Here is a 19,708-nt window from a genome sequence, read left to right as displayed (position 1 = left end):
GCGGCTTACGCGCCGGAAATGGCCGATTATAAAAATAATTTCTTCATTTCTTTACAGGGAAACCGCTGGTTTATACTTTTGTCGGCTTTTTTCCTGAACTGCAGCCAACAATTACAGTATGCAGGTTGAAAGCATCAATCATAGACCTGATTTTGAAGTATGCGTATGGTGTGGGAAGACGAAAAAATGCTGCAGAAATTTGAACAAATTGCCGACAGGCTGTCGGACAAAGGCTACGCCATCATTGACAATTTCCTGACGGAGCAGGAGGTAAACGACCTGCTGGGCGTGCTCCTTCTCCACAAGGAACAGGGGGCTTTTAAAAAGGCCGGCATCGGCTCTGCCGACCGCGTGGTAGTGGACAAGGAGGTGCGCGGCGATTATATCCGCTGGATTGAGCCGTCTGAGGCGCTGCCGCCCACTCAGGTGTTTCTCGAGCGCATGAACGAGCTGCTGCGCTACATTAACCGCACCTGCTTCCTGGGTTTGCGGGACTACGAGTTCCACTTTACGGTGTACCCGCCGGGCACCGTGTACCAGCGCCACATCGACCAGTTTAAGGAAAGCGACCACCGCCGCCTCTCTTTTATCTGCTACCTGAACGAGGATTGGCTGCCCGAGCACGGCGGTAACCTGCGTTTATACTTGCCCCAGGAGGACGGCACCGAAGAAGAAGTGGATATCCTGCCCATCGCCGGCCGCCTGGCCTGCTTCCGCGCCGACCTGATTCCGCACGAGGTACTGGCCGCCACCCGCCACCGCTACAGCCTCACTGGCTGGATGCTGGACCAGTTGAACGAGCTGACGTTTTTGTAGAAGCCATACCAAATAGCACGACCCAGGACAATAGACTTTATGACTAAGGACTAAAGAGTTACTAAAATCAGTCTTTTGTCCTTTGTCACAATGCCCTTTGTCAAGAAATCACTGCCCGAAATTAATCTCGGTGCTGTCGCCGATGTTGAGGCTGTGGCTGAAGCCTTTGAAGGAGGCATCGCTGCCGATGATGGAGTCGTGCATAACGGCAAAGCGCAGCTCGGAGTAGGAACCGATGATGGAGTTGCTGAGCACGCAGTTAGTGACGGTGGTATTGTCGCCGATGGCCACGTTGGGCCCGATGATAGAGTTGGTGATGACGCAGCCCTCGCCTATACTTACCGGCGGAACGATGATGCTGCCCGGGCAAAGCTGGCTATAATCGCGGTCGCGGAACCTGGGGCGGCTGAGCAGGGTGGCGTTTGCCTCCAGCAGCGTTTCCTTGCGGCCGCAGTCAAACCAGTGATCCACGCTCCAGGGCACCATTTTCTCCCCGTTCTTAATCATGTGCATCAGCGCGTCGGTCAGGTGGTACTCGCCCTGCGTTCTCAGATCCTCTGTGATGATGTGCTGTAGCGAAACGAGCAGTTTCTGCGGGTGCATGATCTTGTAGAGCCCTACCAGCGCAAAGTTCGACTTCGGGATCTTGGGCTTCTCCACCACTTTCACCACAAAATCATCGTGGCCCATCTCTGTAACCCCGAACAAGGAAGGCTTGGCTACCTTTTTCACGCCCAGCACAGAGTAGGGAGCCTCTATAATGGGGGTTAGGTCCACGTCCACAATCGCATCGCCAAGCATGATAAGGATACTTTCTTCCTGCTCGTAAGTATGGCGGGCTATCCAGAGCGCATGTCCCAGCCCCTCGCGTGGCTCCTGCACGACAAACTCTGCCCTGGCCTGCGGGTACTTCTGCCGCACGTAGCGCTCCACCTTCTCGCCCAGGTAACCGATGATAAAGACAAAGTCCGTGATGCCTGCCTCCAGCAGCTTATCTATGATATGGCCCAGGATGGTATTGTCGGCTACAGGTACCAGCGATTTGGGTTGGGTGTATGTGTGCGGACGAAGCTTAGAACCAACGCCAGCTACAGGTATAATTGCTTTCATCCACTATACATTTCCTGCAATATATTGAATTCGGCCCTCAATGTAAAGGCTGTCAAGGAGTAACAGCCATACTTTTACACGCTTTTTCACCTCCTGCACATATCTATGTATTCTAATTATTCGATAATTATCCCGGCTATCTAACAAGCATTTGCTAAATTCGTACTCATATCGCCCTGGGGGCACAAAAAGCGTATAGTTGAAAAACACATCAAAACCATGAAAAGACTGTTTCTTTACTTTATCGGATTTATCATGATCAGCTCGCTCTCATCGTGCGGCTACAATACTATGGTGCAGAAAGATGAGAACGTGGAGGCACAGTGGGCCAACGTGCAGAACGCCTACCAGCGACGTGCTGACCTGATTCCTAACCTGGTGAACACCGTGAAGGGCGCTGCTAACTTCGAGCAGGAGACCCTGACCCGGGTGATAGAGGCCCGCGCCAAGGCTACCAGCGTCAACATCAGTCCCGACAATCTTACTCCTGAGAATATCGAGCGTTTCCAGCAGGCGCAGGGCGAACTGAGCAGCGCACTGAGCCGCCTGCTTGTATCCGTGGAGAGATACCCCGAGCTGAAGGCCAACCAGAACTTCCTGGAGCTGCAGGCGCAGCTGGAGGGCACTGAAAATAGGATTTCCGTAGAGCGGCGCAAGTTTAACGAGTCGGTGCAGGATTACAACTCCTATATCCGCTCCTTCCCGCGCAACTTTATAGCCGGCATGTTCGACTTCGAGAAGAAAGGCTATTTTGAGGCAGAAGCCAGCGCCCAGCAAGCCCCAACGGTGGAGTTTTAATTGCTGATTGTTAGTTGCTGATTGTTTTCTGAGCACTAACAACAATTAACTATCAACAATCAAACCTATGCCTAGAGACGTCATAACGCCCGCCGACGAGAAAATCATAACGGCTGCCATACAGGAGGCTGAGCAGAAAACCTCTGGTGAAATACGGGTGCACGTGGAGAGCAACTGCGACAAGGACGTGCTGGACCGCGCCACCGAGATATTTGCCGAGCTGCACATGCACCAGACCGAACAACGCAACGGTGTGCTGTTCTACATTGCCCTGGAAGACCATCAGTTTGCGGTGCTGGGCGATGCGGGCATCAACGCCACTGTGCACGACCATTTCTGGGAGGACATTACGGCCGAGGTGATAAAGCACTTTAAGCAACAAAAGTATGCCGAGGGCCTGGCGTGCGGCATCCGCATGGCCGGCCAGCAGCTGCAGGCGCACTTCCCCTACGACCGCCACACCGACACCAATGAACTGAGCGACGACGTCTCCTTCGGAGAATAAGTATACTTATGAAGCACTTTCCTCTTTTTCTATACTTCTGCCTCCTGAGCCTTACAGCCTTTGCGCAAAACAGTGATTTTCCGCCCAAGTCTGACCGCTTGGTAAACGACTACGCGGACATGCTTAGCCCGCAGGAGGAGCAGGCCCTGGAGCAGAAACTGGTAAACTACGCCGACACCACCTCTACCCAGATAGCCGTGGTGCTCGTTACCTCCACAGGAGGCTACGACCCCAATCAGTATGCCGCAGAACTGGGTGAACTTTGGGGCGTAGGCGCCGGCAAGTATGACAACGGCATTGTTATACTTGTGTCAAAAGAGGAGCGCACCGTTACCATCCAAACCGGCTACGGACTGGAGGAGTATATCCCCGACGCAATTGCCAAGCGCATTACCGAGCGCACCCTGAAGCCAGCTTTTTCGCAGGGGCAGTTTTACCAGGGCCTCGATCAGGCTACAACCCTAATTATAGAACTGGCTAGTGGCGCATACCAGGCAGATCCTTCGCAGATGGGTGAGGGCGGTGGTGGCCCGGGCATCCTTTTCTTTATCATTCTGGTGATTGTGGTAGTGATTATACTTTCCAAGATGGGCGGCGGAGGCGGCGGCAGAGGAGGCAGGCGTTATGCCCGCACCTTCGGAGGACCAGTTATCATCCCAGGCGGCTTCGGCACCTTCCGCTCCGGCGGTGGTATCTTCGGAGGCGGGGGAGGCTTCGGAGGTGGAGGCGGTGGCTTCGGTGGCTTCGGAGGAGGCTCCTTCGGCGGCGGCGGCGCCAGCAGCAACTGGTAAAGTATAAGATAAAGTATAAGCAACCGGTCAGTGGCAAAGTATACTCCGCCGCTGACCGGTTTTTCTTTTGGGATAAGCAGCCTGCGCTGGTGCAGGCATCTGCTTCACGACTGGTTCGGTCACTCATCCTGTCTCTACAAAGTATAAATCTACCCCTCAAAGCTGTGCTGGCTAGCCCAAAACTCACACTTTACTTAACCTAGAGGTGGGGAGTTTTCCCCTCTCTTGGATACTAAATTGCGTTTTGCAACACCGGGTCCAACCACCCCTGCCCCTCCTTAGCCAAGGAGGGGAGCCTGTTATTACTGATGCTGAAGCATAAGTTTCATAGCGTCAGTTCTCGCACGGACAGGTCGCGACCTGTCCCTACAAAGTATAAACCCACCCCTGAGAGCTACGCTCGCTAGCTCAAAACTCTCGTTTTGGCTAGTCCACAAGAGGGGAATTATACTTACTCCTTCCCCTGTCATCTCGAGCTGCGCGAGAGATCAATCGGGAATCCTAAACAGATCTCTCCCGATGGTCGAGATGACATCAAAGGCAGCGGCTATCGATTCTGTTCCCAGTTTTTCTGGGAGGCGCCTTGTGAGATCCGGTGCCCGTCAAGGGCAGCCCGAGGCACGAGGGCAGGAGGGAACACAGCGCTGAGCGGGAAAACGAGGCCTCCCGGCCTGGGAGGGCAGAAAGTATAGATGCAACAATAGGTATGTAAGGCCGGAGGATGAACGGTGGCTAGCAAGGATAGCTTGCATCAAGTTGCAGGAAGCAGTGGCTATAGAAGTATAAGCCAGCAAAGTATAAAAGTATAACTCAGCTTTAAAGTCTGACTTTTCAAGCCAGTTGGGTTGCAAACCCAACATCATAAGTAGGCACGAGTTGCAAACTCGCGCCAGCGAAGGATCTGTATCAAGCTGAGCAGAAGTCACTAATCCCTTAAACCCCTTCAAACTTCCCTCATCTCCCACACACCTAAAGCCCCTTCTTCCCCAACTCCTCCCTTACCTACGAAAAAAATCGTAAATAAAACTTTGTATTACGAAACCATTCGTATATACTTGTAGTAAACAAATTCAGAACCACCTAACACCTTCAATCTTATGACCTTATCACAAACCCCTAAACCCACCGAAGCCGAGCTGGAGATACTGCAGGTGCTGTGGCAGTATGGCCCCAGCACTGTCCGCTTTGTGCACGAGGAGCTAAGCAAGACCAAAGACGCCGGTTACACCACCACCCTCAAAATCATGCAGCTGATGACGGAGAAGGGCATGCTGGAGGCCGATAAATCGAGCCGCTCGCACATTTTTAAGCCACTGCTGCAGGAGGAGGACACCCAGCAGCAACTACTCAACCGCTTTCTTGATACGGCTTTCCGGGGCTCAGCCAGCAAGCTGGTGATGCAGGCCCTCGGCAACAGCCGCACGTCTAAAGAAGAGCTTGATGAAATCCGGGACCTGTTAGATAAACTGGAAGGAGGCGCCAAATGAACCTGATCGAAAACCTGTTGCCGGAGGGGCTGGTAAGCGCCCTCGGCTGGACACTGCTGCACGCGCTGTGGCAGGGCGCCTTTGTGGCGCTGCTCCTGAGCCTGCTCTTGGTGCTGTTGCAGCGCCACCCGGCCCAAACCCGCTATGCGATTGCCTGCGGAGCTATGCTGCTGCAGCTGCTGCTGTCGGTGGGCACATTTGCGTTATACTTTGGCAAGGCCAATGTGGCGGTAGCGCAGAGTATGAATTTTGCGGTAGAAACACCTGCTGCCACACAAGCAGCCTCTTTCTGGGCTAACCCGCTCGGAGCAGTGCAAGTATACTTTGAGCAGCACCTGCCGTTGCTGGTGACGCTGTGGTTGCTGGGCCTTACGCTGATGGCGTTGCGCTTTATGGGTGGCCTGGCCTATTGCAGGCGCCTGCGCTACCATAGAATTTCTGATCTGGGCCAGCAGTGGCAGCAGCAGCTGGACATCCTGCGCCGGCGCCTGGGCGTGTCGCAGGCGGTGCGCCTGGCTGAGTCGGCGCTGGTGCAGGTGCCGATGGCCATAGGCGTAGCCAAGCCTGTCATTCTGCTGCCCATTGGCGCTGTAACCGGCCTGACACAGGCACAGGTGGAGGCTATACTTGCCCATGAGCTGGCCCACATCCTCCGCAAGGATTACCTGCTCAACCTGCTGCAGTCGGTGGTGGATATGCTATACTTTTACCACCCGGCGATGTGGTGGGTATCAGGGGTGGTGCGTGCCGAGCGCGAGCACTGCTGCGATGATATGGCCGTGGCCCTTTGCGGCGACTCCCTCACCTATGCCCGCGCCCTAACCGAGTTGGAGGCCATGCGCATGCCGGCCGCCCCAAGTATGGCGGTGGCTTTTTCGGGCCGCCAAGGCTCGCTTATGAGTCGCATTAAACGCCTGGTGGGGCAACCACTGAAGCCGACCTTTACCGAGGGTTTCGCCGCTGGCCTGGTGCTGGTGGTGGGTATGCTGGCGCTCTCCTTGGGGGCGGTGGCCGAGAAAAAGCCATTGGCAGCAGAACAGCTCAAGCAACCGGAAAATAAAACAGCCGCAGTTACCGATGACACTGCCGAGCCTAGCGAAGCCATCAGCTACACCGCACAGGATGGGCAGGGCAACAACCGCAACATCGTCATCATCACCAACAAAAAAGGCAAGGTAAAAGAGCTCTATGTGGATGGCAAGCGCATCCCTAAAAAAGACATAAACCAGTACAAGGACCTGATAGACCAGCGCCTGCAGGCCACAAACAATGCCCCCGAAGCCACACGCGAAGAGGTAGAGGTGCTCATGCAGGAGGAACGCGAGGCCATCGTGAACAGGCCACGGCCAGCCATCTGGGAAGAGCGGGTGATTATAAGAAAGCTTGACGGAGACGGGGAGCCACCGCTGCCACCTCCTCCACCTGAGGCTCCTTTACCGCCAGTGCCAGCTCCACCGGCTCCTCCAGCCCCACCAGCACCGCCTGCCGGAGCAAGCGAGAAGGAGAAGAAGGCTTACGAGCGCGAGATGAAGCAGTACCAGGAGGAGATGAAGCGCTATGAGAAAGAGGTAGGAGAGGCCATGAAAAAGTATGAACGGGAAGTGGTGGTGAGACGTATAGGGCAAGACAGCCTGAGAATCATGGTCAACCGAGACAAGCACAGAACCGAGGAAATGCGAGCCCGACTGGAAGCGCGCCAACACGAGCTGGAGGAACGCCGCGCTGAGTTGGAAGTGCGCAGGGAAGAGATGGCTGAACGCCGCCAGAAGCACATGGAGAACATGCGCCAGATGAAGGAGGAGCTGGTGAAGGACGGGCTGATCGAGAACGACAGCAGCAACCTCAACATCCAGATAAACAACGGCGAGTTCTTTATCAACGGCAAAAAGCAGCCGCAGAAAGTATACGACAAGTATAAAAAGTGGCTCCACCCCGACAAAGAGTAAGCCCCCTGCCTGAAGTATAAGCAACCAAACAAAGCCTGCCTTTGAAGACAAAAGGCAGGCTTTGCTTTTTTAAACAGGATGCGGGTTATATCTTACAGCTCGCATATATATCCCTTTACAGGGAGTTTTGCGTAAGTAGCGTATTGGCCTAAATGCCGTTTTACAAACTGTCATCACCCATACCTAACTTTATGGCTAACATGTTTCCGCTGCACCAGGCATGGCACCGTATTTTGCGTGTTTTGCTGCTTCTTCTGCTCATTTCTGTCCCGGCTTTTGCCTCCGACACCCAGCACATGATCCCGGTATCGCTGCAGGAGCGGGTGCAGCAGGCTGAGATGGTGGTAGAGGGCGAGGTTATCAGGCAGGAGTCTTTCTGGGACGCCCGCCAGGAAAACATTTATACTTCCAACATCATTAAAGTATACAAGTCCTTTAAAGGGGAAGTGCGGGCCGAGGAGCTGGAGGTAATTACTGAGGGCGGCACCGTAGGCCTGAAAAAGCACGTTTTCTCCACTGCCCTGAAGCTAAAGAAGGGCCAGCAGGGCCTGTTTTTCCTCAAGCGCCAGCAGTTGCTGCAGCGCACCCCCGGCAACCTGCTCCTGAGTACCCGCGCCTACGCGAGCGAGCAGGGCCTTGTGCGTTACAACATTGCAGACCGCACCGCCAACGGCGTGTTCGACAGGTATAACAGCGTGCAGGAGCTTTATAAGGCGGTGAGCGAGAGAACAGGGCAGCAGTTCCGTATTGTTTCCGAAAACCAGCGGCTGAAGGCCGCCTCCACGCAAAACGCGCAGCAGCAGGGGCAAAGCGTGATGGCCCCGGTGGTTACCAACTTCTCGCCGAAGGTGGCCAGCGCCGGCACAGGCACTGTGCTTACCATAACCGGCACAGGCTTTGGCAGCAGCCGCGGCAATGGCTTTGTGGAGTTCAGAAACGCGGATGACGGTGGCCAGACCTTCGTGAAGCCGCTTCCATCAGAGTATATCTCGTGGAGCAACACCCGCATCACCATGTACATTCCTTCGGTGATGCAGGACGAGGGCACCGCTGGCTCCGGCACCATCAGGGTTACCACCAACGACGGCAGTTCTTTTACCACGTTGGATCCCATCATCTTAGAGTTCGCCTATTCCAACATCGATTTTGACAACAAGTCTTTCCGCCCCATACTTACCAACCAGAACGGGGCCGGCGGCTATACCATCTATTACTCTGAAAGTATGGAAAGTCGCCTGGCCGCCAAGGAGGGGTTCAGAAGGGCGGTTAATACGTGGGTTTGCGTGTCTCAGATAAACTGGACGATTGGTGGACTCACCAGCCGCAATACCGCCTCCGACGACGGTTTTTCTGTGGTGCGGTTCGCCTCGCAGTCCACGGTGGGAGAGCAGGTACTGGCACGTACCATCAGCCGCTACGAAGGCTGCGCCAGCCGCGTCACCAACGACACGCTGTTCTGGGTGTCGGAGTTTGACATGGAGATAAACAGCGACATCGACTGGCAGTATGGTCCCGGCGGGCCAGGCTCACGGCAGTTCGACTTCGAAACCGTGATATTGCACGAGCTGGGGCATGCCCACCAGCTGGGCCACGTGAACCTGGAGCGCGCTGTGATGTTCTATGCCATCGAAAGCTCCCGGCTTGAGCGCGACCTGAGCCAGCTTGACATCAGGGGTGCTAACCTGATCATGGAAAAAAGCGCCGGCGAGAACAGCTGTAACGAGCCCCCCATGGTACCCAACCCGAACGGAGAATGTAACCTGGCCCCTGAAATCCTGACACTGGAGGCGCAGTTTAACTCTTCTAACGCCGTACAGGTCATCTGGACGAGCCGGGGAGAACAGCAGGTGCGGGAATACATCGTGCAACGCAGTCAGGATGGTGTAACCTGGGAAAGTATAGGCACTGTAGCCGCCAGAGGTCCGAGTAACAACGACCTGGATTACACTTTCACTGATCCGGATCCGCTACGGAACCAATTTTATTACCGCCTGGAGGTCATCTACAACAGCGGAGACCCTGCCTTCTCGCCCCGGGTGGTGGTGGTAAACCCTGCCGATTTGCGGGTGCTGCGCTACTACCCTAACCCGATTGGCGGCGGCAACACGCAACTCACCCTAAGCTATTTGGTAAGCCGCTCGGGCAACATGACGGTGCAGATTTATGATTCCAGGGGGCAGGAGGTGCGGAGCTACCAACTTAGCTTCAGCTCCGGCACCAGCGCCTACAACATTGACCTGCAAGGCCTGGCCGCTGGTATATACTTCCTGAAATGGAAAGAAGGGGGCAGAAACGGCACTGAGCGCATCATGGTGCTGTAGCAGGTTTGGCTTTGGCAAATACAAAAACAGGGCGGCCGGGGTGTATTCCCCGGCCGCCCTGTTTGCTTTCCTTTATACTTTGTTATCGGTTTCTTTTAATCAATTTTTATTCTGCGGCCTGGTTTTTCATCAGCTCCGCCCTTGGGCACCAGCACGTGTAGCACGCCATCCTTATAGCTGGCCTTTATATCCTGCTCCTTCACGGTCTCTGGCAGCCGGAAAGAGCGGCTAAAGGAGCTGTAGTTATACTCGCGGCGCATAAAGTTCTCCTCATTTTCCTTGTTCTCCTCCTCCCGCTCGCAGCTGATGGTAAGCATGTTGTTGTGCACATCGATGTTAAAGTCATCCTTTTTCATGCCTGGCACGGCCAACTCAATGCTAAAGTCTTTCTCGTTTTCGCGGATATTGGTAGCAGGCATATTCGCCATCATCTGCGGGCCCACACGCGAGGGTATACCCCAGAAGTCAGTGTCGAAGAAGCGATCCACATCGCTGAATAAATCTGAGAAAACGGAGCGGGTAGGCGTCATGCTCCCCTTGTTTCTCCTGGACATTAAGTTTGCCATAGTTCTTGCCTCCTTTACTTATGTTTATAAAACTAAACTTATACCACAAAACTTTGGCTTTTGCCATTAATATTTACGGGCCCGTATAGGATACGTTGTGCCAAAGCAGGGGAGGTAGAGGGGGTGCAGCTGCCGTTAGAAAAGTAAAAAGGCAGGCAGCTTATAGTCTGGGGAAACTACTGCTGCCTGCCTTTTCAGGGGCTGTGGCGTTGGCTCAGGCAGGTGCTTTGTGTAGCACATGGAAGAAATTACTGCCAAGCCTTTCTGCCACTTTTGTTGGTTGGAGTATTAAGGGTTTTCTAAGCTTGGAAAAGACTATGAACGATGGCACAAAAGTGCACGCACTATTCTTATAACACAAGGCATTCGGAGTGCACTTTGTTACATCAGAAAACAGGCAGTTTTAACACGCATCTAAGGTGCAGAGTGCGATTGTAGAGTTTAAACGCACAATAGGATAGCCAAAGAATTTGCGTTTTGTCACATCAGCTTGAACAAAGGTAGGGCGTTTTTCAAAAAAATTTATCTCGAATAGCCCGACTATACCACAGGAATATGATGGTGAAATCGTATATTTTTAATATAAATTTTAAAATAAACCAGCACGCCCAAGGAAAGCCATGCAAAAGAGACGACGTAAGCTTACGCAGTGCCCTAACTGCGGCTATATCTTTGAGGAGGTAAACAACTACTGCCCCAACTGCGGCCAGGAGAACCACGACCTGAATGTGCCGGTAAAGCACCTGGTGGAGGAGTTTCTGGAGGGCACCCTGCACTACGACGCCAAGTTCTGGGTAACCTTGAAGTACCTGCTGTTTAAGCCCGGCCTGCTGACCGAGAAGTTTATACTTGGACAGCGCGCCTCCTATGTGCCACCCTTCCGGCTGTATGTGTTCATCAGCCTGGTGTTTTTCTTCACGCTGGCCATCAGCCCTAGTGCCATGCAGGTGGATTTAAACGCGTCGGACAGGCTGGAGCAAATGGGCCCGGAGGAAAGGGAAGCGATGGCCGAACTGGATTCCCTGCGGACCAGCATAGGCGGGGCTGTGACGAATGAAAGTATGGCGGAGCTGTTAGAGCGGGCACAGAGTCCGGAGCTGAACAGCAAGCAGCTGCGCGAAAAGATAATCAAGAACATTTCTTTTATGATGTTTCTGCTTATGCCGCTGTTCGGGTACCTGCTCTACCTGTTTTACCGAAGGCTACAGCGCAATTACGTGGAGCACCTTATGTTCTCCATCCACATGCACTCGTTTTTCTTTATGCTGTTCACCGTATACCTGGCGCTCAAGTTTATCCTGCCGGAGCACGTGGACCTCTTTGCGGTGGTGCTACTGATTACCGCCGTTTATGCGTATCTTGCCATGCGGCGCGTGTATAAGCAGAGTTATCTTAAAACACTGCTTACGTTCCTGCCCCTTACGCTGGTTTATTTGTTCTGCCTGCTCATTGCCCTACTCGGAAACGTGGCGGTAAGTGTGCTGCTCACTTAATTTATACTTGTCTGACATGCCTGAAACTACACTTTCCTGGGATAAGCTTCTCTCCAAAAAACGCTTCGAGACAACTGACAAAAAGTATACTTCCGATGAGTCGGTGCGGGGCGAATTTCAGCGCGACTACGACCGCATTGTGTTTTCCTCGGCCTTTAGGAGGTTACAGAACAAAACACAGGTGATGCCCATGCCCGAGAGCGACTTTGTGCACACCCGCCTGACCCACAGCCTGGAAGCCTCGGTGGTGGGCCGCTCGCTGGGCCGCATCGTAGGCAAAAGTATACTCGAGCGAAACCCCATCCTGGCAGAGGAGAAAAACATACAGGAGGCTGATTTTGGGGATGTGGTGGCTGCCGCCTGCCTGGCCCACGACATTGGCAACCCGCCTTTTGGGCACTCCGGCGAGGATGCCATCTCTGCTTACTTCCAGAGTGATGAAGCACAGCCATACCTGCAAAACCTGACGGATGCTGAAAGAGCAGATCTATACAGCTACGAGGGCAATGCCGCCGGCTTCCGGGTGCTTACTTATACGTACCCGGCGCACTGCCAATTACCTGAAGGTGTGACGCACAGCGGCCTCAGCCTGACCTACACCACGCTAGCCACATTCACGAAGTATCCGAAGGAGTCGCTGCCTAAGGTGGCCGGCACCAAAAATACGAGCGAGAAGAAGTATGGCTTCTTCCAGACGGAGAAAGCCTGGTTCAATACCATTGCGCAGGAATTAGGGCTACTGAAGAAGGGACAGGTCGGCGAGGTGTTTTACCACCGCCACCCGCTGGCTTTCCTGGTAGAGGCCGCCGACGACATCTGCTACCGCATCATTGATTTTGAGGACGGCCTGAAGCTGGGGTTGGTGCCGCAGGAACAGGGCATGAACCTGCTCCGCCAAATCCTCAACGACGACCCCAACCGCAAATCCAGCCTCACTTTTTACGACTGGAAAGAGGAAATCGGCTACCTGCGGGCGCGCATCATTAACAAGCTGATTGAAGAGACCACCGCCATCTTCCTGCAGCACGAGGAGGCGATGCTCGCCGGCACGTACGACAAGCCGCTCATAAATGAGGTAAGCAGCAAGCCTGTACTGGACGAAATCAAGGACCTATCCATCCGGCTGATTTACCAGAACCGCCCGGTGCTGGAGATTGAGGCTGCTGGTTTTGAGGTGCTGGGAGGTTTGCTAGATGCGGGTATAAAAGCCGTGTTCAAGCCCGAGTCCAGGCACCACCGCAAGCTGGCTGCACTTATCCCACCGCACTACCTGCAGCTCCCGGAAGGGACGACAGACTATGAGCGCATCCTCCACATCTGCGACTTCGTGACCAGCCTCACCGACCAGGCAGCTTTGGGCCTGTACCGCAAGATAAAGGGTATTGAATTGCCTAGGATGTACTAAAGTATCTTTATTTAATCATAATTCGTATGAGCTAAGTCTAAAGGTTCAGCGCATGTCACAGTCTCTGTTCAACTTCAAGACCTATAGGCTGCAGGACTGGCTATCGGCCTACCGGCTGCTGGCAGTGCCTTTGCTCCTGTACACGCTGCTCAGCAGGCAGCAGGTGCCGTTCTTGGTGCTGCTATCGCTAAGCTTGGCCACCGATGCCCTAGATAGCTTGCTGGCGCGCTGGCTACGGCAGCAGGATAAGCGCGGTGGCCAGCTCGACTCCTATGGCGACCTGCTCACGGTGCCGTTCATGCTAGCCAGCCTCTTCATCTTCAAGCCTGCGTTTCTGGAGGAGCAGGCGGTGCTGCTGAGCTTACTGGTGGGGCTATACTTTCTGGAGCTCGCCTCTTCCATACTTCGCTACGGCAAACCGAGCAGCTTCCATACGTACCTCGATAAAACCTCATTTATACTTCTGGGCATCTTCTACTTTAGCCTTTTCCTGTTCGGGTTCATCGATTGGCTATTTTACGCCGCTATGGCGGTGGCTATACTTGGGGAGTTGGAGGAACTGGTGCTGGTACTGCTGCTACCGAGGTGGCAAAACAATGTAAAAGGCCTTTACTGGCTGTTACAGGAAAAGCAGTTAAAGTAGCTTTTGCCCTCACTGCCGGCCCTCTTCTGCCTGCATCTTTTTCGTCTATAAAATTACCGGATTTATCTTTCTCCTCTTCTCATCTGTAGAAAGCGGCCTTTTGTTGCCCTGCCACATTCGTTTCTTAGCGGCTTTTGAATTAATTTTAGACGTTGTAGTACAGCTGCAGCAAGGGGCTATTGGCCCAATACACCCTTTTTTAAACAAACAAAAACACATGAAGAGCAAGTTAATCATCTGCCTGTTGTGGTGCGTTACCAGCCTGTCGGCGATGGCGCAGAGCAATGGCAACAAGATTGAGTTTACCGAGTACACCCTCCCGAACGGCCTGCACGTTATCCTGCACCAGGACAACTCCACGCCTAACGTGGCAGTGTCGGTGCTGTACCACGTAGGCTCCAAAAACGAAGTGGAGGGACGCTCCGGCTTTGCACATTTCTTCGAGCACCTGATGTTTGAGGGCACCGAGAACATCGGCCGTGGCGAGTATAGCTCATTGGTGCAGAAAGCAGGCGGCGCCCTAAACGCCAATACCTCCTTCGACCGCACGTATTATTACGAGTTGCTGCCGTCTAACCAGGTAGAACTGGGCCTGTGGCTGGAGGCTGAGCGTATGAAGCATGCCAAGATTGACCAGGTGGGCGTGGAAACCCAGCGCAAGGTGGTGCAGGAGGAGAAGCGCGAGCGTATCGACAACCAGCCTTATGGCTCGATGGGCGAGAATGTGTTCTCGCTGGCCTATACCAAGCACCCGTACCGCTTCATGCCAATCGGCTCTTTCGAGGACCTGAACGCAGCCACTATCGAAGAGTTCCGCGACTTCTACAAGACCTTCTATGTACCCAACAACGCTACCCTGTCGGTGGCCGGCGACATTAACATAGAGGACACCAAGAAAATGATTGAGAAGTACTTCTCGGGTATCCCGAAAGGAACCAAGGAGATACCTCGCCCTAACATTACAGAGCCTAAGCAAACGGAGGAGCGCCGCAAAACGGTGTACGATAACATCCAGTTGCCGGCCGTTATCCAGGCCTACCACATCCCGGCACAGGGCACCGATGATTACTACGCCCTGTCGATGCTGACCACGCTGCTCTCGGGTGGCGAGAGCGCCCGCCTGCCCAAGGCACTGGTAGACAAGCAGCAGAAAGCCGTGGCCGCCGCCTCTATTCCTTTCCCGACCGAGGACCCGGGCCTGTTCATGGCCTTTGCCATTGCCAACATGGGCGTGGAGGTGGCCGACCTGGAGCAAGCCATGGACGCTGAGATTGAGCGCGCGAAAAAAGAGCCGCTCACAGACCGCGAGTTCCAGAAACTGCGCAACCAGGTAGAGAGCAGCTTCGTGCAGCAGAACCGCACCGTGGCCGGTCGTGCCGAGAGCCTGGCCAACTACCATGTATACTTCGGCGACGCCAACCTTATCAACACAGAATTGCAGCGCTACCTGAACGTGACGAAGGAAGATGTGCAGCGCGTGGCCAGGGAGTACCTCACCAAAAACAACCGCGTGGTGCTGCACTACCTACCAAAGTCAGCGGAAGCAAAAAAGTAGAAGTTTTAGACAAAAGACGGTTTGACCACAGACAAAGGACTTTTTAAAAGCATAATTCCTCTTTTGTCTTATGTCACAAAGTCCTTTGTCAAAGTATAATCAACGAGAAATCATGATAAAGAAATTTTATAGTACCGCCTTACTGTCGCTGGCACTGCTGTGTGTGATGCCGGCGCAGGCGCAGCAAACAACCCCTCCGGCTCCGGGCCCGGCCCCTAAAATCGAACTGGGCGCGTATAAGCACTTCACCCTGAAAAATGGCCTGAAAGTATACGTGGTGGAGAACCACAAACTGCCCGTAGTATCCATGTCGCTGGTGCTAGACCGCGACCCGATTCTGGAGGGTGAGAAAGCCGGTTACGTGCAGGCAGCTGGTCAGATGATGCGCACGGGTACTTCCAACCGCACCAAAGACCAGTTCGACGAGCAGGTAGACTTTATCGGAGCTGACCTGAGTTTCTCCTCTACCGGCTTCACGGCTTCCTCTATGAAGAAGCACCTGCCCACCCTGCTCGACCTGACCACCGACGCCCTGCTGAACCCGAAGTTCACGCAGGAGGAGCTGGACAAGATTAAAAAGCAGATGAAGTCGAGCCTGGCGCAGGCCAAGGATAACCCGGATGCCATCGCCAGCCGCACCCGCAACCTGGTGCTTTATGGCAAAGACCACCCGTACGGGGAGCTGATGACTGAGCAGACAGTGGATAACTTCACGCTGGAGGACATCCAGCAGTACTACAACGCTTATTACAAACCGAACATCGGCTACCTGGCCGTAGTGGGCGACGTGACGGAGAAAGAGATGAAGAAGCTCCTGAAGAAGTCGTTTGCCAAGTGGAAGAAGGCTGATGTGCAGGAGGTGAAGTATAACCTGCCGCAGCAGCCCGAGCAGACGCAGGTGGTAATTGTAGACCGCCCTAGCTCGGTGCAGAGCTCGCTTATACTTACCAACCCGGTGGATATGAAGCCAGGCGCAGAGGATGCGGTGGCTGCCTCTTTGATGAACAACATCCTGGGCGGTGGCATGGATGCCCGCCTGTTCCAGAACCTGCGCGAAACGCACGGCTATACTTATGGCGCCTATTCTTCTATCAACTCTGATGAGATTCTGGGCCGCTTTAACGCCAGCGCCAATGTGCGCAACGCCGTTACCGACAGCGCCGTGGTGGAGTTCATGAACGAGCTGCACAAAATCCGTAACGAGCGTGTAACTGACGAAGAACTGCGCGACGCCAAGGCCTACACAATGGGTAGCTACGGCCGCGGCCTGGAGAACCCGGCTACGGTGGCTGTTTACGCCATCAACACGGCACGTTACGGCTTGCCTGCCGATTACTACTCAAACTACCTGAAGAAAGTGGAGGCTGTAACGGCAGCGGATATTCAGCGCGTGGCGCAAAAGTATGTGCAGCCAGATAAAATGTACGTGCTGGCGGTGGGCAACGCTTCGGAAATTGCCGACAAGCTGAAGAAGTTCGACAAGGACGACAGCCAAATCACTTACTACAATACAGTAGGTGAGAAAGTAGACCGCGCGGCCATGGGTGTTCCGGCTGGCTTAACCGCCGAGCAGGTAATCAACGACTATATCAAAGCGGTTGGCGGCAAAGCCAACATCGAGAAGCTAAAGGATATCAGCATCACGAGCAACGCCAGCATACAAGGTATGACGCTGGTGTTTAAGCAGCAGCAAAAGGGCAACGACAAATTTGCGGTACAGGTGCTGATGAACAACAGCCCGATGCAGCGCGTGATTATCAACGGTGACAAAGGTAAAATGGAAGCCCCGATGCAAGGCGTTAACCAGGAGATACCGCAAGAGCAGCTGGCCACGCAGAAGCTGGAGGCCAACCTGTTCCCGGTGCTGCTGTACGAGAAACTAGGCATCGAAACGAAGCTAACCGGCATGGAAGACGTGGACGGCACCCAGGCTTATGCTGTGGAGGTGAAGCAGCCAAACGGCCAGATAGCCACCCATTACTTTGCAAAAGACAGCGGCCTGCGCCTGAAAGAGGTAAATAGCCTGGAGACACCACAAGGAGTTATCACCCAAACCAAGACCTACAGCAACTACAAAGAGGTAAGTGGCGTCAAATTTCCATATGTAGTAGAAACCGTGGTTGGCCCGCAGACAATCAAAGCGGAGGTACAGACTATCGAGGTAAACAAGAACCTGAGCGACGATACGTTTAAGCTGTAAGGTTTATACTTGCTGATAAAGTTAAAGCGGCTGCTCTTGTTAAGGCAGCCGCTTTTTTGTTGCTGGTTTTCCTTACTTAAACTTGAGATATACTTTTATACTTGTTGCCATCTTAACTCACTTATAGGACACAAGTCTTCAGACTTGTGTCCTATAAGTGATGTCGAGTCTCTGACTCAGCTGGCTTGAAAAGCCATACTTTATACTTCGGCTAAACTTTTATACTTTGCTACACCGCTGTTCCGGACATCCTTGTCCGGAACCAAAGCTGCTGCGGATTTCCTAATCCGCGTAAGTCATACTTTATACTACAGAATATACTTTCCATAGCCCCTGCTTCCTTCTACTGGACACAAGCTATCCCTGCTAGCAGCCGTTCATCCTCCAGCCTTGCATGAGCTATTGTTGCACTTCCTGCTTTGGTGCCCTCCCAGGCCGGGAGGCCCCGCCTTCGGGCATCGCGCTGCTTTCGCTTCCTTTGCTCCTACGTCGCAATGCCTTTCAGGCACCGGAACCTCTCGAGGCGCTCAACCCAAAGGCTGGGATAAAGTCGATAGCCGCTGCCTTTGCTATGCAACAGGTACCAACTGTCCCCTTGAGGACAAACAAGAATGAGAGTTCGAAGCTTGCGAGCAAAGCCCAATAAGGGTGTAATCGCCTGAAGACTATTCCCCTCCTCGGAGGGGCGGGGGTGGGTCTATACTTTGTAGGGACAGGTCGTGACCTGTCCGCGCAATAGCCTCAACTACCAGCACTTATACTTTAGCATCAGCAATTTCAGATTCCCCGCCTTAAACAAGGAGGGGTTAGGGGTGGTTGGACACGGCAAAGTATAAACACAGAGAAAATCAAAACAACTCCCCCTGCACCGGCTGCACGTACTTCTTGGGAGGCTTCAGGTCAAAACCGCATACTTGGTTCAGCTTCTCAATAAGATAGGTTGCTAACTCTGGCGCCAGCGTGTTGTCGGGTTCGTGCACGAAGAAGTATAGCTGGCGTAAGCCTTTATCAAACCACTCCTGCAGGCGCTCCACCCAGGCATCGATGCGGGTGTAGTCTGTCGGGTGCAGCCCGTTGCCCACAAAGCGGATCATGGCAGAGGGCGTGGTGAGGCGCATGTGCAGCACGTCGCGGCGGCCGGCCACATCAGTTATTACAGTGCCCACTTTATACTTCTCCAGCACCTCAAAAAGCTCCAGACTGGCCACATTATCCACAAACCATCCCTCATGGCGCAGTTCTACAGTGATGGGTATACTTTCGGGAATGAAAGCCAGAAAAGCCTCCAGGTCGGGCAGTTGGTTGGGTGCAAAGTATGGGGGCAGTTGCAGAAAGGCATCGCCCAGCTTATCCTCCAATCCGGCGATGGCGGTGCAGAAGGCGGTGGTTACGTCCTGGGTGCTGCGCAGGGCCGCCTCGTGGCTGATGAGCTGCGGAAACTTAGGACAGAACTTAAAGCCGCGCGGCGCCATGTTACGCCAGCGGTCGATGGTGTCGGGGCTGGGGATATGGTAGTGGGTGCTGTTAAGTTCGATGGTGTTAAACTGTTTGGCGTACCACAGCAGCGACTCCTTTTCGGGCATGCCGGCCGGGTAGTACTTGCCCACCCAGGCCTTGTTCACCCATACAGGTAGCCCCACGTATACTTGCGGCTTCACGTAAGAGCCCGAGCGCTGCAGCAGCGGCAGCGTGTCGGGATGGTTGGGGGGCAGCGTGAAGTCTACGCGGCTGATGTCTGAAAGCTTTCCAAAGTCCATACTTCTACAAATATGCTATCCTATACGTGCACCTGTTTGGCAACGGCAAATTAAGTATGATTTGCGGGTACACACGCGCTAAAAATTGGGGAAAAGTTCCACAATTAGGCTAAAATCGGCTTGGACGTGAAAAAAAATTTGATTATTTTTTATAGTCTATTTTCTATACCTCGGATGTATGAAAATATAGCCATACGTGCTTTAAAAGGCGATTTCTGCATTATCTGACCTGGGATAAATTTACCCTGTCAGCCTGTACCCCTCCACACCCAGCAGGCAATAACGCCGTAAAAGGCCTCGTTTAAAAACTAATTC

Annotated in this window: 15 protein-coding genes; 12 read left to right on the top strand and 3 right to left on the bottom strand. The window is 53.7% G+C overall.

What is annotated here, in order from left to right; genetic code table 11:
* Positions 1–186 precede the first annotated feature (186 nt).
* On the top strand, positions 187–816 hold the full coding sequence (locus BM040_RS11170; RefSeq protein ID WP_175491044.1) for a 2OG-Fe(II) oxygenase: 630 nt from the start codon (positions 187–189) through the stop codon (positions 814–816).
* A gap of 108 nt (positions 817–924) precedes the next feature.
* Here BM040_RS11170 and BM040_RS11165 read toward each other — a convergent pair whose 3' ends face one another.
* Positions 925–1,926: a sugar phosphate nucleotidyltransferase gene (locus BM040_RS11165; RefSeq protein ID WP_092101129.1), complete on the bottom strand. Its 1,002-nt coding sequence runs from the start codon at positions 1,924–1,926 to the stop codon at positions 925–927.
* A gap of 219 nt (positions 1,927–2,145) precedes the next feature.
* Between BM040_RS11165 and BM040_RS11160 the strand changes: the two genes are divergently transcribed.
* The 6 genes from BM040_RS11160 (at position 2,146) to BM040_RS11135 (ending at position 9,774) form a co-directional block, all read left to right on the top strand.
* Complete coding sequence (locus BM040_RS11160; RefSeq protein ID WP_092101127.1) at positions 2,146–2,724, top strand: LemA family protein; 579 nt, start codon at positions 2,146–2,148, stop codon at positions 2,722–2,724.
* Positions 2,725–2,791: 67 nt separating this feature from the next.
* Positions 2,792–3,229, top strand: coding sequence for a TPM domain-containing protein (locus tag BM040_RS11155; RefSeq protein WP_092101125.1), 438 nt, complete (start codon positions 2,792–2,794; stop codon positions 3,227–3,229).
* Between the two features lie 8 nt (positions 3,230–3,237).
* Positions 3,238–4,020, top strand: coding sequence for a TPM domain-containing protein (locus BM040_RS11150; RefSeq protein WP_092101123.1), 783 nt, complete (start codon positions 3,238–3,240; stop codon positions 4,018–4,020).
* Positions 4,021–5,117: 1,097 nt separating this feature from the next.
* Entirely contained in the window at positions 5,118–5,507 is a 390-nt protein-coding gene (locus tag BM040_RS11145; protein ID WP_092101121.1) for a BlaI/MecI/CopY family transcriptional regulator, read from the top strand.
* Positions 5,504–7,453: a M56 family metallopeptidase gene (locus tag BM040_RS11140; protein WP_092101119.1), complete on the top strand. Its 1,950-nt coding sequence runs from the start codon at positions 5,504–5,506 to the stop codon at positions 7,451–7,453. Before BM040_RS11145 ends, BM040_RS11140 begins: the two co-directional genes overlap by 4 nt.
* A 191-nt stretch (positions 7,454–7,644) precedes the next feature.
* Positions 7,645–9,774 (top strand): T9SS type A sorting domain-containing protein, encoded by a 2,130-nt coding sequence (locus BM040_RS11135; protein ID WP_092101117.1) that lies wholly within the window; start codon positions 7,645–7,647, stop codon positions 9,772–9,774.
* A gap of 95 nt (positions 9,775–9,869) precedes the next feature.
* Here BM040_RS11135 and BM040_RS11130 read toward each other — a convergent pair whose 3' ends face one another.
* Positions 9,870–10,340, bottom strand: coding sequence for an Hsp20/alpha crystallin family protein (locus BM040_RS11130; RefSeq protein ID WP_092101115.1), 471 nt, complete (start codon positions 10,338–10,340; stop codon positions 9,870–9,872).
* A 620-nt stretch (positions 10,341–10,960) separates the two neighbouring features.
* On the opposite strand from BM040_RS11130, the gene BM040_RS11125 reads away from it, so the two are divergent.
* From BM040_RS11125 to BM040_RS11105, 5 genes are all read left to right on the top strand, one after another.
* Positions 10,961–11,833: a DUF3667 domain-containing protein gene (locus tag BM040_RS11125; protein ID WP_092101113.1), complete on the top strand. Its 873-nt coding sequence runs from the start codon at positions 10,961–10,963 to the stop codon at positions 11,831–11,833.
* 16 nt (positions 11,834–11,849) lie between these two features.
* The gene (gene dgt, locus BM040_RS11120; RefSeq protein ID WP_092101111.1) at positions 11,850–13,238 is read left to right on the top strand and encodes a dGTP triphosphohydrolase; all 1,389 of its coding nucleotides are present in this window, start codon (positions 11,850–11,852) and stop codon (positions 13,236–13,238) included.
* A 52-nt stretch (positions 13,239–13,290) separates the two neighbouring features.
* Positions 13,291–13,881: a CDP-alcohol phosphatidyltransferase family protein gene (locus BM040_RS11115; RefSeq protein ID WP_092101109.1), complete on the top strand. Its 591-nt coding sequence runs from the start codon at positions 13,291–13,293 to the stop codon at positions 13,879–13,881.
* 217 nt (positions 13,882–14,098) lie between these two features.
* Positions 14,099–15,436 carry a M16 family metallopeptidase gene (locus BM040_RS11110; protein ID WP_092101107.1) on the top strand — a complete coding sequence of 446 codons (1,338 nt, stop codon included), beginning with the start codon at positions 14,099–14,101 and terminating at the stop codon, positions 15,434–15,436.
* Positions 15,437–15,548: 112 nt separating this feature from the next.
* Positions 15,549–17,636, top strand: coding sequence for a M16 family metallopeptidase (locus BM040_RS11105; protein ID WP_092101105.1), 2,088 nt, complete (start codon positions 15,549–15,551; stop codon positions 17,634–17,636).
* A gap of 848 nt (positions 17,637–18,484) precedes the next feature.
* Here BM040_RS11105 and BM040_RS11100 read toward each other — a convergent pair.
* Positions 18,485–19,393, bottom strand: coding sequence for a DUF72 domain-containing protein (locus BM040_RS11100; RefSeq protein WP_092101103.1), 909 nt, complete (start codon positions 19,391–19,393; stop codon positions 18,485–18,487).
* Positions 19,394–19,708: the final 315 nt, after the last annotated feature.

The organism is Pontibacter chinhatensis (assembly GCF_900113285.1).
In the GTDB taxonomy this organism is placed as follows: Bacteria; Bacteroidota; Bacteroidia; order Cytophagales; family Hymenobacteraceae; genus Pontibacter; species Pontibacter chinhatensis.
The sequence above is the reverse complement of the archived record's forward strand: the minus strand, read 5'-3'. Positions and strand labels throughout refer to the sequence as shown.

What these genes read in the sequence shown, in the direction of transcription:
- BM040_RS11130 (WP_092101115.1), bottom strand. Translation starts at nt 10,340, where the DNA reads ATGGCAAACTTAATGTCCAGGAGAAACAAGGGGAGCATGACGCCTACC.
- BM040_RS11110 (WP_092101107.1), top strand. Translation starts at nt 14,099, where the DNA reads ATGAAGAGCAAGTTAATCATCTGCCTGTTGTGGTGCGTTACCAGCCTG.
- BM040_RS11105 (WP_092101105.1), top strand. Translation starts at nt 15,549, where the DNA reads ATGATAAAGAAATTTTATAGTACCGCCTTACTGTCGCTGGCACTGCTG.
- BM040_RS11155 (WP_092101125.1), top strand. Translation starts at nt 2,792, where the DNA reads ATGCCTAGAGACGTCATAACGCCCGCCGACGAGAAAATCATAACGGCT.
- BM040_RS11115 (WP_092101109.1), top strand. Translation starts at nt 13,291, where the DNA reads ATGTCACAGTCTCTGTTCAACTTCAAGACCTATAGGCTGCAGGACTGG.
- BM040_RS11150 (WP_092101123.1), top strand. Translation starts at nt 3,238, where the DNA reads ATGAAGCACTTTCCTCTTTTTCTATACTTCTGCCTCCTGAGCCTTACA.
- BM040_RS11100 (WP_092101103.1), bottom strand. Translation starts at nt 19,393, where the DNA reads ATGGACTTTGGAAAGCTTTCAGACATCAGCCGCGTAGACTTCACGCTG.
- BM040_RS11125 (WP_092101113.1), top strand. Translation starts at nt 10,961, where the DNA reads ATGCAAAAGAGACGACGTAAGCTTACGCAGTGCCCTAACTGCGGCTAT.
- BM040_RS11160 (WP_092101127.1), top strand. Translation starts at nt 2,146, where the DNA reads ATGAAAAGACTGTTTCTTTACTTTATCGGATTTATCATGATCAGCTCG.
- BM040_RS11135 (WP_092101117.1), top strand. Translation starts at nt 7,645, where the DNA reads ATGGCTAACATGTTTCCGCTGCACCAGGCATGGCACCGTATTTTGCGT.
- BM040_RS11145 (WP_092101121.1), top strand. Translation starts at nt 5,118, where the DNA reads ATGACCTTATCACAAACCCCTAAACCCACCGAAGCCGAGCTGGAGATA.
- BM040_RS11165 (WP_092101129.1), bottom strand. Translation starts at nt 1,926, where the DNA reads ATGAAAGCAATTATACCTGTAGCTGGCGTTGGTTCTAAGCTTCGTCCG.
- BM040_RS11140 (WP_092101119.1), top strand. Translation starts at nt 5,504, where the DNA reads ATGAACCTGATCGAAAACCTGTTGCCGGAGGGGCTGGTAAGCGCCCTC.
- BM040_RS11170 (WP_175491044.1), top strand. Translation starts at nt 187, where the DNA reads ATGCTGCAGAAATTTGAACAAATTGCCGACAGGCTGTCGGACAAAGGC.
- dgt (WP_092101111.1), top strand. Translation starts at nt 11,850, where the DNA reads ATGCCTGAAACTACACTTTCCTGGGATAAGCTTCTCTCCAAAAAACGC.